At 70.0% G+C, this 14282-nt stretch carries 11 protein-coding genes; 8 read left to right on the forward strand and 3 right to left on the reverse strand.

What is annotated here, in order from left to right; all coding sequences use genetic code 11:
- Positions 1 to 998 precede the first annotated feature (998 nt).
- Together OG953_RS25750 and OG953_RS25755 are read right to left on the reverse strand one after the other, a co-directional pair.
- Complete coding sequence (locus tag OG953_RS25750) at positions 999 to 2633, reverse strand: penicillin-binding transpeptidase domain-containing protein (protein WP_405687187.1); 1635 nt, start codon at positions 2631 to 2633, stop codon at positions 999 to 1001.
- A gap of 150 nt (positions 2634 to 2783) precedes the next feature.
- Positions 2784 to 4550 (reverse strand): dolichyl-phosphate-mannose--protein mannosyltransferase, encoded by a 1767-nt coding sequence (locus OG953_RS25755; protein ID WP_405687189.1) that lies wholly within the window; start codon positions 4548 to 4550, stop codon positions 2784 to 2786.
- Positions 4551 to 4603: 53 nt separating this feature from the next.
- Between OG953_RS25755 and rsmI the strand changes: the two genes are divergently transcribed.
- The 6 genes from rsmI to OG953_RS25785 all read left to right on the forward strand — a co-directional run bounded on the left by rsmI (position 4604) and on the right by OG953_RS25785 (position 9428).
- Positions 4604 to 5500, forward strand: a complete 897-nt coding sequence (rsmI, locus tag OG953_RS25760; RefSeq protein ID WP_405687190.1) for a 16S rRNA (cytidine(1402)-2'-O)-methyltransferase — start codon at positions 4604 to 4606, stop codon at positions 5498 to 5500.
- A 159-nt stretch (positions 5501 to 5659) separates the two neighbouring features.
- Complete coding sequence (locus OG953_RS25765) at positions 5660 to 6037, forward strand: hypothetical protein (protein WP_405687191.1); 378 nt, start codon at positions 5660 to 5662, stop codon at positions 6035 to 6037.
- Positions 6038 to 6078: 41 nt separating this feature from the next.
- Complete coding sequence (locus OG953_RS25770; protein WP_405687193.1) at positions 6079 to 6945, forward strand: TatD family hydrolase; 867 nt, start codon at positions 6079 to 6081, stop codon at positions 6943 to 6945.
- Positions 6946 to 7076: 131 nt separating this feature from the next.
- Entirely contained in the window at positions 7077 to 7586 is a 510-nt protein-coding gene (locus OG953_RS25775) for a ubiquitin-like domain-containing protein (protein ID WP_405687195.1), read from the forward strand.
- 76 nt (positions 7587 to 7662) lie between these two features.
- Positions 7663 to 8538: a 16S rRNA (adenine(1518)-N(6)/adenine(1519)-N(6))-dimethyltransferase RsmA gene (rsmA, locus tag OG953_RS25780; RefSeq protein WP_405687197.1), complete on the forward strand. Its 876-nt coding sequence runs from the start codon at positions 7663 to 7665 to the stop codon at positions 8536 to 8538.
- Positions 8535 to 9428 carry a 4-(cytidine 5'-diphospho)-2-C-methyl-D-erythritol kinase gene (locus tag OG953_RS25785; RefSeq protein WP_405687200.1) on the forward strand — a complete coding sequence of 298 codons (894 nt, stop codon included), beginning with the start codon at positions 8535 to 8537 and terminating at the stop codon, positions 9426 to 9428. Before rsmA ends, OG953_RS25785 begins: the two co-directional genes overlap by 4 nt.
- A gap of 32 nt (positions 9429 to 9460) precedes the next feature.
- Here the strand turns inward: OG953_RS25785 and OG953_RS25790 are convergent, their stop codons facing one another.
- Complete coding sequence (locus OG953_RS25790; protein ID WP_405687201.1) at positions 9461 to 10093, reverse strand: lipoprotein; 633 nt, start codon at positions 10091 to 10093, stop codon at positions 9461 to 9463.
- Positions 10094 to 10297: 204 nt separating this feature from the next.
- On the opposite strand from OG953_RS25790, the gene OG953_RS25795 reads away from it, so the two are divergent.
- Positions 10298 to 12115: an ABC-F family ATP-binding cassette domain-containing protein gene (locus OG953_RS25795; protein WP_405687202.1), complete on the forward strand. Its 1818-nt coding sequence runs from the start codon at positions 10298 to 10300 to the stop codon at positions 12113 to 12115.
- Positions 12116 to 12230: 115 nt separating this feature from the next.
- The gene (locus OG953_RS25800; protein ID WP_405687203.1) at positions 12231 to 14045 is read left to right on the forward strand and encodes a collagen-like protein; all 1815 of its coding nucleotides are present in this window, start codon (positions 12231 to 12233) and stop codon (positions 14043 to 14045) included.
- Positions 14046 to 14282: the final 237 nt, after the last annotated feature.

Genomic DNA, 14282 nt, shown 5'->3' on the forward strand with positions numbered 1-14282 from the left:
TCTTTCATTCCGAAGACGGAACGGAGAATGCCATGCGTGGCAAGCGATACGTCATCCGGATCAGTCCAGTGGTTCTGGCCGCTCTAGCACTCCCATCGGCTCTTGCCGGGGAAGCCTTCGCCGCCCCGTCCCCAGCCCATACGGCGGTAACGGCCCCTGCAGTGGGACCGGGCGATCCCGGTTACAGCAATGGCTACGGCCTGGGCCTGATCGACGGCAGGAACTGCAGGTTCGACCTCCCTCGGGGGCAGCTGGTGGCGTTCGAGAGCGGTTATCGGGCGGGGTTCAACACGACGTGTAGGGCATCGGCACCGATTCGTTCAGTGACGGTGCTCACGCCGCGGGTTTCTCAGACGTCGCGGGTTCTTCAGACGCCGCAGACCCCGCAGACGCCGCAGACCCCGCAGACGCCGCAGACGCCGCAGACGCCGCAGACGCCGCAGACCCCGCAGACGCCGCAGACCCCGCAGACGCCCCAGACCCCGCAGACACCTCAGACACCTCAGACGCCGCAGACACCTCAGAACCCGCAGACCCCGCAGACGCCCCCGGCTCCGCAGGTTCCGGTTCCGCAGGTCCCCGTTCCGGAGGTCCCGGTTCCGCAGGTTCCGGTTCCGCAGGTCCCGGTTCCGCAGGTCCCGGTTCCGCAGGTCCCCGTTCCGGAGGTCCCGGTTCCGCAGATCCCGATCCCGCAGATCCCGATCCCGCAGATCCCGATCCCGCAGATCCCGATCCCGCAGATCCCCCTCCCCCTTCCCCTCCCCCCCCTCCCCTTCCCCTTCCCCCTCCCGTTCTAGGGCTGTAGCTCGCGGTGGCCAATGCCTCGATGCTGATCGGGAAAGCAAGAGTGCCTTCTGAACCGGGACGATGAGGCCTGTCTTACCCAAGGCCTTTGCAGTCCGAGCAGGAGGGCACTTTTGCATGAAGCAGGCCCGAGCGGGCCGGGGCCGAGGCACTCGCCGAGACCGGGCGGGCCGACGGCCTCGGCGAGTGGGGCGTCACGACCCCGCGCGCAGCACCGCCGCCACCACCGGTCCTGCCGCGTCCCCGCCGTGGCCGCCGGACTGGACGACCGCCGCTGCGGCCAGGTCGTTGCTGAAGCCGGTGAACCAGCTGTTGGACGTGGCCTGGCCGTCCACCTCCGCCGAGCCCGTCTTGGCGCCCTTGTCGCCTCCGACCGAGGCCATCGCGGCCTTTCCGGTGCCCCAACTCGCGGTCTGGCGCATCATGTTGGTGAGCTGCTGGGAGACGGACGGGGACAGCGACCGGGAGGCGGTGGCGAGTTGTCGGCCGTCGAGGTCCCGGTCCACGAGGATCGGCTGGCGGAAGGTGCCGTTCTTCGCGGTGGCGGTGATGGATGCCATGTTGAGGGCGTTCATCTGGACCGTGCCCTGACCGATGTACTGGGCGGCCGCCTCGCCTCCCGTGGCCTCGGGCACGCTGCCGTCGAAGGACACGACGCCGGTCTGCCAGTCCAGGCCGATTCCGAAGACGTCGCGGGCCTCCTTGGTGAGCGCCGCGTCGTCCTTCGTGTCGTCGATCAGCTTGATGAAGGCGGTGTTGCAGGACCGGGCGAAGCTGGTCGTCAGGGTGCCGTCGGGAATGGAGAAGCCTTCCAGGTTCTGGAAGGTGACGCTCTGGTACATCGCGGTGGGCGGGCACTCGATCTTCTGGTTGGCCGAGGCGAGGCCCTTCTCGATCAGCATCGCCGCCGTCACGATCTTCATCGTCGAACCGGGCGCCTGCTTGCCCTGCATCGCCGCGTTGAACCCGGTGGCCGGATTGTTGGCGACCGCGCGGATCGCGCCCGTGGACGGCCGGACCGCGACCACCGAGGCCTGGCTGAACTTCTTCACGGCCACCTCGGCCGCCGCCTGGGCGTTCGCGTCCAGCGTGGTCTGCAGCCTGCCCGGCCTGCCCTTGGTGAGCGTCAGCAGAGTCTTGTCCGGGCCGCCCGCGTCCGCGCTCTCGATCCAGGTCTCGATGCCCGCGGTGCCGCCGGCCTTCTCCCCGTACTTCTCGCGCAGTGCGTCCAGGATCGGCCCCAGGGAGGGATAGTCCTCCTTGGTGAGCACCTTGTTGTTGTGGTCGACCGCCTCGATCGACGGCGTCGACGCCTCACCCGTCTTGAGCGACGCACCGGCCGTGAGATCCGGGTGGATCACGGTGGGGGCCCAGTCGACCAGCGGCCTGCCGGTGGTCAGGCCACGCACCACGGTCAGTTCGGAGGAGTACGACCAGGGCTTGGACTTCCCCTCGAACGACACGGTCGCCTTCACCGTGTACGGCACCTTCGTGCCGACCGCCGGGCCCGGAGTGATCACCGCCTCGGTGACATGGGCGCTCTCGCGGTAGCCGGTCAGGGCCGGTTCGGCCTCGGCCGCGTTGTTGGTGAGCTGGGACGCGACGGCCGCGTCGCCGCTCGCCCAGGCCTTGAGGAACTTCTTCGACGTGTCGTCGATCTCCGCCTTGGTGACCGGCCCCGTCTTCACTTCGGCCGAGGTGGACTTGCTGTCCGTGCCGCCGCCACCGCCGTTCAGGTCGTCCAGGACGTTGTACGCCCCGTAGCCCACCCCGCCGACCACGACCGCGAACACTCCGCCGACTATCGCAACCTTCGCTCCACTGCGCATCCTTGCAGTCCCCCTCCCCAGGAGTTCCCTTGAACGCGTTCAAGGGAATGCTGCTGGGCACACTAAGGGACGATGGTGACAGCCGAGACGGTTGTTATCGGAATGCGATACGTGCGGCGTGAATATGCCGGTCAAATCAAGGTGTGCCGGTCAAATCCAGGTATCCAGCCACATTCGGTCCCGCCAGGACCCGTCGGGAATGGGTGTTCCCGTATAAATGGGCCAGAAATAGATGAAATTCCAGATGATCAGCAACACCAGCACACCCGCCGCGATCGCCCCCAGCGTCCGCCGCCGTTCCCCCGACAGATCGCCGGTCACCAGGTCGAGTTCCCGTTTGGCCCCGGTCCCCGCCGCCGGACCCAGCATCGCGCCGATCATCATCGTGACCGCCAGACACAGGAACGGCACGAACACGACCGCGTAGAAGAGGAAGATCGTCCGCTCCTGGTAGAAGAACCAGGGCAGCCAGCCCGCCGCCACACCGCAGGCGATCGCCCCCGCCCGCCAGTCGCGCCGGAAGAACCAGCGCCACAGCACGTACACCAGGGCGAAGCACGCCGCCCACCACAGCAGCGGTGTCCCGATGGCCAGCACCTCGCGGGAGCACTTGCCGGTTTCCGACGCCGCGCAGCCCGGCTGCTCCTCCCAGAAGTACGAGACGGGCCGGCCGAGCACGATCCAGCTCCAGGGATTGGACTCGTAGGTGTGGCCGGACGTCAGACCCACATGGAATTCGTAGACCTGGTACTCGTAATGCCACAGGCTGCGCAGCCAGTCCGGCAACCACGTCCAGTTGCCGCCGCTGCCGTCGGTTTCCGCCCAGTTCCGGTAGTAGCCCTTGTCGGTGACGATCCAGCCGGTCCAGGAGGCGATATAGGTGAGGATCGCGACCGGGACCGTCGAGACGAACGCCGGCAGCAGATCCCGTTTGAGCACCGCCGTGTACGGCCGAACCGCACCCGCGGTCCGTCGCGCGCCCACGTCCCACAGCACCGTCATCAGACCGAAGGCGGCCAGGATGTACAGGCCGTTCCACTTGGTGGCGAAGGCCAGCCCCAGCATCAGGCCGGCGGTGAGCCGCCAGGGGCGCCAGCCCAGCCGCAGATTTTCCGCGACCCCGGCATCCGGGCGCAGTACCCCCTCCTCGTCGACCGGCAGCGCGGCGGCGAGTCTGCGCCGCGCCCAGTCGCGGTCGATCAGCAGAGCGCCGAAAGCCGCCAGTACGAAGAACATCAGCACCATGTCGAGCAGCGCGGCGCGGCTCATCACGAAATGCAGACCGTCGACGGCGAGCAGCGTGCCGGCCAGACACCCCAGGAACGTCGAGCGGAACATCCGCCGCCCGATCCGGCACAGCATCAGCACCGACAGCGTGCCGAGCACCGCCACCATGAACCGCCAGCCGAACGGCGTGAAACCGAAGATCTTCTCACCGATCCCGATGATCCACTTGCCGACCGGCGGGTGCACCACATAGCCCGGATCCACCGGGACACTCACCTTGGACGGATCGTCGAGGATCAGCTTGTCGATGTCCTTGGGCCAGTCCCCCTCGTAGCCCTGGTTGATCAGCGCCCAGGCATCCTTGGCGTAGTACGTCTCGTCGAATATCAGCGCGTGCGGGCTGCCCAGGTCCCAGAACCGCAGCACCCCGGCGAGCAGCGCCACCAGCAGCGGACCGCCCCAGGCGGACCACCGCACCAGGCGCTCGGCCATGGGCGGAGAGATCCCGAGCACCGCCCACAACTGGGCGCCGGGGCGGGTGTACGGCGGAACCAGCCGTTCACGCAGCCCGATTCCGGGCCGGGGTGAATGGCCGAAGCGGCGCAGCCGCTGCTGCCAGGATGCCGGCTCTTCGCCGTGCGGTTCCCCGGCGTCTTGGCCCTGCCGGGCTTCGGGCGCAGTACTCGTCACCGCGCCATCGTAGGGAACGCATCTGTGCGAGCGCTGTCGCCCGTGCTGGGAGGATGACTCATGTGACTGGAACGACTGGAACGCTGGTACTCGCAGGAACCCCCATCGGCGATGTGGCGGACGCCCCGCCACGCCTCGCCGCCGAACTGGAGACGGCCGATGTGGTCGCCGCCGAGGACACCCGACGGCTGCGCCGCCTCACGCAGGCGCTCGGCATCCACACCACGGGGCGGGTCGTGTCCTACTTCGAGGGCAATGAGTCGGCCCGTACGCCCGAACTCGTCGAGGCACTGACCGGCGGTGCCCGCGTCCTGCTGGTCACGGACGCCGGGATGCCGTCCGTCTCCGATCCCGGCTACCGGCTCGTGGCCGCAGCCGTGGAGAAGGACATCAAGGTCACCGCGGTCCCCGGCCCGTCCGCAGTGCTCACGGCTCTTGCCCTGTCCGCGCTGCCCGTCGACCGTTTCTGCTTCGAGGGCTTCCTTCCGCGAAAGGCGGGCGAACGTCTCGGCAGACTGCGCGAGGTCGCCGACGAGCGCCGCACCATGGTCTTCTTCGAGGCCCCGCACCGGCTCGACGACACCCTCGCGGCGATGGCCGAGGTCTTCGGCGCCGACCGCCGGGCGGCCGTGTGCCGAGAGCTGACCAAGACGTACGAGGAAGTGAAACGCGGCCCGCTGGGCGAGCTGGCGGTCTGGGCGGCCGAGGGGGTTCGCGGCGAGATCACCGTGGTCGTCGAGGGCGCTGCCGACTCCGGGCCCGAAGAACTGGACGCCGCGGAGCTGGTACGCAGGGTGCAGGTGCGCGAGGAGGCGGGGGAACGGCGCAAGGAGGCCATTGCCGCTGTTGCCGCAGATGCGGGGCTGCCCAAGCGCGAAGTCTTCGATGCGGTCGTTGCGGCAAAGAATGCGGCGCGAACCGGCCTGGCTGAGGGCAAGGGACTATCGTAAAAGGCAAAGTGCGAGCCGCGCACCGGGCCTTTCTGCCACGAGAAGGCCAAATTCGCTCCAACACTCGACAGGACCTGATGCGCTCCCGCCGGTAACGGCGTCCACTGGACCAGGGACGCATTCTCCGGAGCGCTTGTCCGGCGGACAAGAGGAGCAGGCATGAGCGAGATCGCAGCAACCGTGCATGAGGCGTATGCCTTCGCCTGCATGAGTTGTGGATACGGCTGGGAACAGGTCTACGACATCGAGCACCACACGGACGGCCGCGGCCAGCCCTTCGTTGTGTACCGCGTGCAGGGGCAGCTCGTTCCCTCGCCGCTGAACCGGCTCACCTGCCTCAACTGCAGTGGGCACAAAGTCCGCATCATGCGCGCCGGGCAGGTCTCCTCCATCGCGGAAACCCTGCGACGCCTGCACTTCGCGACCCCGACCGGCGCCACCGCCGGGCCCATACCGTCCTCGGAGAGCGCGTCGGAGCACCGCCCGCGCCAGTGGCATATCGTGCAGCGGTTTCGTGCGCGGCAGCGCCGTAAGTGAGGTCCGGGCCCGGTGACACCGGGCTCTCATAGGATCGCCCTATGAGCTCCAAGGACGCCCCGCCGCTGCCCGAACCCCTCCGGGTACCGGTCGCCGATTCGCACACCCACCTGGACATGCAGGACGTAACTGTCGAGGAGGGCCTGGCCAGGGCCTCGGCGGTCAATGTGACCACCGTGATCCAGGTGGGCTGCGACGTGGCCGGTTCGCGCTGGGCCGCCGAGACCGCCGCCGCGCATGCGAACGTGCACGCGGCGGTGGCCCTCCACCCCAACGAGGCGCCGCGCATCGTGCACGGCGACCCCGATGGCCGGTCGCGGCAGGGGGCGCGTGAGGCGGGCGGCCGGGCGGCGCTGCACGAGGCCCTCGCGGAGATCGACGCGCTGGCCGCACTCGACCACGTACGAGGTGTCGGCGAGACCGGGCTCGACTGCTTCCGTACCGGCCCGGAGGGAATGGCCGCGCAGGAGGAGTCCTTCCGGGCCCACATCGAGATCGCCAAACGGCACGGCAAGGCGCTGGTCATCCACGATCGCGAGGCGCACGCGGATGTGCTGCGCATCCTCGCCGACGCGGGTGCCCCCGAGCGGACCGTGTTCCACTGCTACTCCGGCGACGCCGACATGGCCCGGATCTGCGCGGACGCCGGGTACTTCATGTCCTTCGCGGGCAATGTCACCTTCAAGAACGCCCAGCCGCTGCGTGACGCACTGGCCGTCGCGCCGATGGAACTGGTCCTGGTCGAGACGGACGCACCGTTCCTGACCCCTGCCCCGTACCGCGGACGGCCTAACGCGCCCTACCTCATTCCGGTCACGCTGCGTGCCATGGCGGAGGTGAAGGGCGTGGACGAGGACACCCTGGCGTCGGCCATCTCCGACAACACCGCCCGCGCATTCGACTACTGACCGGTACGGGCCGGTGCCGGCCGACTCCGCTGCTACGGTGTGTAGTTGAGCCGTTTTGGAGAGTTGCCGATGCTCCGCTATCGTCCCGGGCGCCATCAGGCGAGCCGGCCGATCGGATCCTCTGGAGCGTCGTGAGCAATTCGAAGGGCAGTCACCGTGCAGCACGCGGCAGGGGGCGTACGGCGGTGGCGATGCCGCCCGCCCGTCTCCCGGCCGCCGCATCCGTACCGCTCCATGAGCAGCTGACGCTCGCCGCCTGGGCGGTCCGTGTCCCGACAGTCGTCGATACGCCCCTGCCCGGCCGGCCGGCCCTCCCCGGCACCAACGGCGGCCGGGCGGAGGCGCGCCGGGCCGCCCGGCGGCGCAAGGTCCCCGTCCGCCCCGAGAGCCTGCGCCGCCTCGTCCCGCAGGCCCTCGTCGTCGCGTTCCTGGCCGGTGGCACCACCGCGTTCGTGGCCTGCGACAAGGCGGTGACGCTCGACGTCGACGGCACGCCCCGCACCCTGCACACCTTCGCGGACGACGTCGACGAACTCCTCGCCGACCAGGGGGTCACCCTCACCGCCCACGACTCCGTCACCCCTGCCCTCGGCAGCTCACTCGCGGACGGCGACGAGGTCGTCGTCCGGGCGTGGAGGTAGCGGAGGCGGCGGAGCGGGAGGCCGTACGCGCAACGGGGGCGAGCCCCCGGCCGCGCCGCGGCCGTAGGCTTACCGGGTGAGCACCACTGAGCCCGATGCCCTCCTGGGCCCCGCAGACATCCGCGAACTGGCCGCCAAGCTGGGCGTACGCCCGACCAAGCAGCGCGGTCAGAACTTCGTCATCGACGCCAACACGGTCCGCAGGATCGTGCGGACGGCGGAGGTGCGCCCGGACGATGTCGTCGTCGAGGTCGGTCCGGGGCTCGGCTCGTTGACCCTGGCGCTGCTGGAGGCGGCGGACCGGGTCGTCGCCGTCGAGATCGACGACGTGCTGGCGGGCGCCCTGCCGGCCACGGTCGCCGCCCGGATGCCGGGGCGCGCCGACCGGTTCGCCCTGGTGCACTCCGACGCGATGCTGGTCCGGGAGCTGCCGGGCCCGGCGCCGACCGCGCTGGTCGCGAACCTTCCGTACAACGTCGCCGTGCCGGTCCTGCTGACCATGCTGGAGCGCTTCCCGTCCATCGAACGGACCCTCGTCATGGTCCAGGCCGAGGTCGCCGACCGGCTGGCCGCCAGGCCGGGCAACAAGGTCTACGGCGTGCCGTCGGTGAAGGCCAACTGGTACGCGAACGTCAAGCGGGCCGGGTCCATCGGCCGCAATGTCTTCTGGCCCGCCCCGAACGTCGACTCCGGTCTGGTCTCGCTGGTCCGGCGCACCGAGCCGATCACGACGAGTGCGAGCAGGAGCGAGGTCTTCGCGGTTGTCGACGCGGCCTTCGCCCAGCGCCGCAAGACGCTGCGGGCGGCCCTGGCCGGCTGGGCGGGCTCCGCGCCCGCCGCAGAAGCGGCCCTGGTCGCGGCCGGGATCTCGCCGCAGGCCCGCGGCGAGGCGCTGACGGTCGAGGAGTTCGCCGCCATTGCCGAGAACAAGCCCTCCGGGAGTGGCGAGTGAGCGTCACCGTCCGCGTACCCGCCAAGGTCAACGTCCAGCTCGCGGTCGGCGCCCCGCGCCCCGACGGCTTCCACGACCTGGCCAATGTCTTCCTCGCCGTCGGCCTGTACGACGAGGTCACCGTCACCCCCGCCGACGAACTGCGCGTCACCTGCTCGGGCCCGGACGCCGCCAAGGTCCCGCTGGACGCGACGAACCTCGCCGCCCGCGCCGCGATCGCACTGGCCGAACGGCACGGCATCGCACCCGATGTGCACATCCACATCGCCAAGGACATACCCGTCGCGGGCGGCATGGCGGGCGGCAGCGCCGACGGTGCGGCCGCCCTGCTGGCCTGCGACACCCTCTGGTCCACCGGTGCCGGCCGGGAGGAGCTCCTCGCCATCTGCGCGGAGCTGGGCAGTGACGTGCCGTTCAGCCTGGTCGGCGGCGCGGCTCTCGGCGTCGGACGCGGCGAGCAGTTGACCGCGATCGACGTCGGCGGAACCTTCCACTGGGTCTTCGCGGTTGCCGACGGCGGGCTCTCCACCCCGGCCGTCTACGGCGAGTTCGACCGGCTCACGGCCGGTACGGACGTCCCGGATCCTGCCGCGTCCGCCGCACTTCTGGACGCGCTGCGGACCGGTGACGCCACGGCTCTCGCGGGCGCCCTGAGCAACGACCTCCAGCCCGCCGCGCTCTCCCTGCGCCCCTCCCTCGCCGACACCCTCGCCGCGGGCACCGAGGCCGGCGCCCTGGCTGCCCTGGTCTCGGGCTCCGGGCCGACCACCGCGTTCCTGGTGGCGGACGCGGAGTCGGCGCGGAAGGTGGCCGAGGCGCTGATCACCTCGGGGACATGCAGGAACGCACGGGCCGCGGTGTCCCCGGCGCCGGGCGCCACGGTCCTGTGAGCCGGGCCGGCCGGGCGGCGCCGCCCGGCCGGTCAGCCGAGTCGCAGGCTCTTCTTGGCCAGCTCGTACGCCGGGAGCATCGCCTCGTGCTCCTCGGAGTCCATCCCGCCCAGATGGACCACGACCGGCCCGTCCGGGGTGGCGACGGCGAAGGCCCGCTGCTTCTTGAGCTCGTCCAGCAGCTTGCTCCTGACCGTGTAGCCGACCTCGGCCGCGGCCAGGTCACCGACCCTGGTCTCGCCGTACGTGACCTTTTCGGCGCTGTCCTCGTCGGCGATGAACGCCTCCAGGACCTGGCGCGGGGTGCGGCCGGGCTTCTCGCCCTGCCACACCCGCAGATACCCGATGTTCCCCGCCGGCTTCGCGTCGATCTCGCAGACCATGGTGACCCCGCCCTGCACGCCGAGCGCGGCCCCGAGCTCGGAGTCCGGATCGACGTGGACGGCCTTCGGCTTCCACGATGCCGCGAGGTCGAAGGTCACGGGCAGCGGGCAGGCCGAGCCGCGGCTGCCGACCGTGCCTCCCTCGACGGCGGTCTTCCCGGCCGCCCCGGTCTTCTGCGACGGCTTCCCGCTGCCGGGCTTCTCGGCCACGGCCCCCGCATCCTGCGACGCCGACGAACAGCCGGCCAGCACAAGCGTCGCCAGCAGTGCCGCCGGAACCATGCCCCGCACCGGCCCTCGGACAGCGTTCCGCACGGTGTCACGCACCGTCGAAGTCCCCATTGAAGTCCCCACTGGAATCCCCACCCCTGAGATGTTCGAAGATCTTCCGACCGGGGCCCCCGCCCCTTGATCGATTGCCGCACGCTATCGCAGCCGCGAGCCGACTACCCTGGGACGTCGATCGACCCCCCGGGCAGGAGTGAAATGGCCGTCAATCTGGTCAATGTCGAGCAGGTCAGCAAGGTGTACGGCACCCGTGCCCTGCTCGATGGTGTGTCCCTGGGTGTGTCCGAGGGGGACCGGATCGGTGTCGTGGGCCGTAACGGCGACGGCAAGACGACCCTCATCCGGATGCTCGCCAGGCTGGAGGACGCGGACAGCGGCCGCGTCACCCACAGTGGCGGGCTGCGCCTCGGCGTCCTCACCCAGCACGACTCGCTCGACCCCGAGGCGACCATCCGCCACGAGGTGATCGGCGACCTTGCCGACCACGAGTGGGCGGGCAGCGCAAAGATCCGCGATGTGCTCACCGGACTCTTCGGCGGGCTCGCCCTGCCGGGCTTCGAGCACGGCCTGGACACCGTCATCGCCCCGCTCTCCGGAGGCGAGCGGCGCCGGATCGCGCTGGCAAAGCTGCTCATCGCCGAGCAGGACCTGATCGTCCTCGACGAGCCGACCAACCACCTCGACGTCGAAGGCATCTCCTGGCTGGCCGGCCATCTGCGGGCACGCCGCTCGGCGCTCGTCTGCGTCACCCACGACCGCTGGTTCCTCGACCAGGTCTGTACGCGCATGTGGGACGTCCAGCGCGGCACGGTCCATGAGTACGAGGGCGGCTACAGCGACTACGTCTTCGCGCGGGCCGAGCGGGAGCGCATCGCCGCGACCGAGGAGTCCAAGCGGCAGAACCTGATGCGCAAGGAGCTGGCCTGGCTGCGCCGCGGCGCCCCCGCCCGTACCTCCAAGCCGCGCTACCGCATCGAGGCGGCCAATGAACTGATCGCCGATGTGCCGCCGCCGCGCGACACCAGCGAGCTGATGAAGTTCGCCAACGCCCGGCTCGGCAAGACCGTCTTCGACCTGGAGGACGTGACCGTCCAGGCAGGACCCAAGACGCTGCTCACCCACCTCACCTGGCAGCTCGGCCCCGGCGACCGGATCGGCCTGGTCGGGGTCAACGGCGCGGGCAAGACCTCGCTGCTGCGGGCGCTCGCCGAAGCGGCCCGCACACAGGGCGACGCGCAGCCCGCCGCCGGGAAGGTCGTCGTCGGCAAGACCGTCAAGCTGGCCTACCTCTCCCAGGAGGTCCACGAGCTCAACCCGAACCTGCGGGTGCTCGAAGCGGTCCAGCAGGTACGGGACCGGGTCGACCTGGGCAAGGGCCGGGAGATGACCGCGGGCCAGCTCTGCGAGCAGTTCGGCTTCTCGAAGGAGAAGCAGTGGACCCCGGTCGGTGACCTCTCGGGCGGTGAGCGGCGCCGGCTCCAGATCCTGCGCCTGCTGATGGACGAGCCGAACGTCCTCTTCCTCGACGAGCCCACCAACGACCTCGACATCGAGACCCTGACCCAGCTGGAGGACCTCCTCGACGGCTGGCCCGGATCGATGATCGTGATCTCCCACGACCGGTTCTTCATCGAGCGGACCACGGACCGGGTGATGGCGCTGCTCGGCGACCGCACGCTGCGGATGCTGCCGCGCGGGATCGACGAGTACCTGGAGCGCAGGCAGCGGATGGAGGAGGCGGCCACCCCCTCCGCCGCACCCGCGGCGGCGAAGGAGAAGGCCGCGCCGGCCGCGAGCGTCTCCCCGCAGGCCGCACGTGCGGCGAAGAAGGAACTGCAGAAGGTGGAGCGGCAGCTCGACAAGATGTCGACGCGGGAGACCGTGCTGCACGCACAGATCGCGGAGAACGCCACGGACTTCGAGAAGGTGGCGAAGCTGGACGCGGAGCTGCGTGAACTGGTTTCTGAGCGCGATGAGTTGGAGATGCGCTGGCTGGAACTGGCCGAGGACGCCTGACCGCTGCGGTGCCTTCGGCGTGACCGGTGGGGCCTGTGGGGGCGGGTGATAGAAAGAAAGCTCGCCCGGCACAGGTACAGATGCCGGATCGGTCCGCACGAAGGGGGATGTGCTGATGACCCAGCCGCCCGGCCAGCAACCGCCGCAGGGAGGCTTTGGGGCTCCGTACGATCCGCCGCCGGGGGCGGTTCAGCCGTCGCCACCACCACCTTCCGGATACGGCCCCGTGCCGCCGCCCGTTCAGGCCGCGGGGCCGTACGGTGCGCCCGCGCAGCCGGGTCCGTACGGTGCGCCTGCGCAGCCGGGTCCGTACGGTGCGCCCGCGCAGCCGGGCCCGTACGGCGTTCAGCAGCCCGGTCCGTACGACGCACCCACGCAGCCGGGTCCGTACGGCTATCCGGGGCAGCCGCAGCCCGGATACGGCTACCCGCAGCAGCAGCAGCAGTCGCAGCAGCCTCCGCAGCCCGGTGGCGGAGGGTTCTTCCGGCGCAGGCGCGGTGCGGTCATCGCTGCCGCGCTCGCGGTGGTGCTGCTGGCCGGCGGTGGCATCTGGTTCGTCACGAGTGGGGGCGACGACGGGTCGAAGCCCACGGCAAAGGCGAGCACCGACCCCGGGCCGGACTCCACCGGCGGCGGGGGCGACGGCAAGGCCAAGGGCCAGGACCAGGGCACGCACGACCTCCGTGCGGAGGCCGACGCGCTCAACGCCAAGCGCAAGCCGGGCGAGGCGAAGGTCCTCTGGCTCCAGGAGGGCGGCGTCGACCTGCCGCTCAACGGCTCGGACGTGTACGGCCCCTGGATCGTCGGCGACACCATCGTCAAGGCCATGTTCCACACGCTCTCCGGTTATTCGGTCACCGACGGCAGCCAGAAGTGGAGCCTGCGTATGCCGTCGGACCTGTGCGCGGCGCCCTCGCAGGCCACCGCCGACGGCAAGATCGTCCTCGGGATCAAGTCCGGCAACGGGGACCAGGCGTCCTGCGAAGCGCTCCAGATGGTCGACCTCACGACCGGCAAGGCCGGCTGGCACAAGACGTACGAGCGCCAGGGCCTCTGGGACGGGCTCTCCCATGTCGCGATGGCGATCAACGGCGACACCGTGACCGTGGGGCGCACCACCAGGACGGATGCCTACCGGGTCAGTGACGGCAAGGTGCTCTGGGGCGAACTGCCGGGGAACTGCCAGCCGTTCGGCTTCGCCAGTGGCCCGCAGGGGATCGCCGCGGCCAGTTGTCAGACGGCGGCCGACGACCACAAGGAACAGCAGGTGCAGCGGATCGACCCGGTCACCGGCAAGGTCCGGTGGACGTACAAGGTCAAGAAGGGCTGGCAGGTCGCGCAGTTCTACTCGGCGAGCCCACCGGTCGTCTCGCTGAAGCAGGACGACAAGTGGGCCATCCTCGTGCTCAACGAGAACGGCACCTACCGCTCCCAACTGATCGGTGGCACCGAGGACTACGTGACGGAGTGCGACGATGAACTCCTCACCGACGGCCAGAGTCTCGACAACTGCCTCGGCGTGACGGCCGACGACCGGGCGGTCTACCTCGCGACGAAGGCCGACCCGGCGGCCGACCATCCCACCAACAACGTCGTGGCCTTCGACCTGAACACCGGTCGGACCAAGTGGAAGGCTGCGGCGCCGGCCGGTCAGACCATGATGCCGGTGCGGATGGAGGGCGGCAATGTGCTGCTCTACGTGGGGGCGGAGAAGAACAAGGGCGGCGGTATCGCGTCCCTCCCGCCGACGGGTGGTACGCCGCAGATGGTGCTGCGGCACCCGGCGGTGGCCGCCGCGGTCGAAAGGGACTTCTCCCGTTCCCGGGTCGCCTATGAGAACGGGCGCTGTTTCCTTGTGCAGGCGAGGATCAGCGGGATCGACGACGAGGCGGAGAAGTCGATGAGGTCGATCGTGGGCTTCGGCAGCTGACGGCCCGAGGCGTAACGGGGGCATCACGGGCCGGTTCTCCCTTGGGAACAGGGGATGGACCGCCCCGGTGTCCGAGGTGTTGCGGGTGGTACAAAGAAGCCCCGCTCGACTGTCGTAACGCCGCGGGATTCATGCCCGATTCGCTCCTTTCCGGGGAGTTCAGGGGGTCTGTCGGACTCTTCGAGCCCTGCGGAATCGCGGGGGAGAACGGAACGGGCACCGGACCGCACGAAGGGG

It is taken from the genome of Streptomyces sp. NBC_00057 (genome assembly GCF_045041165.1).
GTDB lineage: Bacteria > Actinomycetota > Actinomycetes > Streptomycetales > Streptomycetaceae > Streptomyces.

Excerpts from the sequence above, each read along its gene's own strand:
- OG953_RS25765 (WP_405687191.1), top strand. The coding sequence starts at position 5,660 with ATGAGCGAGATCGCAGCAACCGTGCATGAGGCGTATGCCTTCGCCTGC.
- OG953_RS25790 (WP_405687201.1), bottom strand. The coding sequence starts at position 10,093 with ATGGTTCCGGCGGCACTGCTGGCGACGCTTGTGCTGGCCGGCTGTTCG.
- OG953_RS25750 (WP_405687187.1), bottom strand. The coding sequence starts at position 2,633 with ATGCGCAGTGGAGCGAAGGTTGCGATAGTCGGCGGAGTGTTCGCGGTC.
- OG953_RS25770 (WP_405687193.1), top strand. The coding sequence starts at position 6,079 with ATGAGCTCCAAGGACGCCCCGCCGCTGCCCGAACCCCTCCGGGTACCG.
- rsmI (WP_405687190.1), top strand. The coding sequence starts at position 4,604 with ATGACTCATGTGACTGGAACGACTGGAACGCTGGTACTCGCAGGAACC.
- OG953_RS25800 (WP_405687203.1), top strand. The coding sequence starts at position 12,231 with ATGACCCAGCCGCCCGGCCAGCAACCGCCGCAGGGAGGCTTTGGGGCT.
- OG953_RS25795 (WP_405687202.1), top strand. The coding sequence starts at position 10,298 with ATGGCCGTCAATCTGGTCAATGTCGAGCAGGTCAGCAAGGTGTACGGC.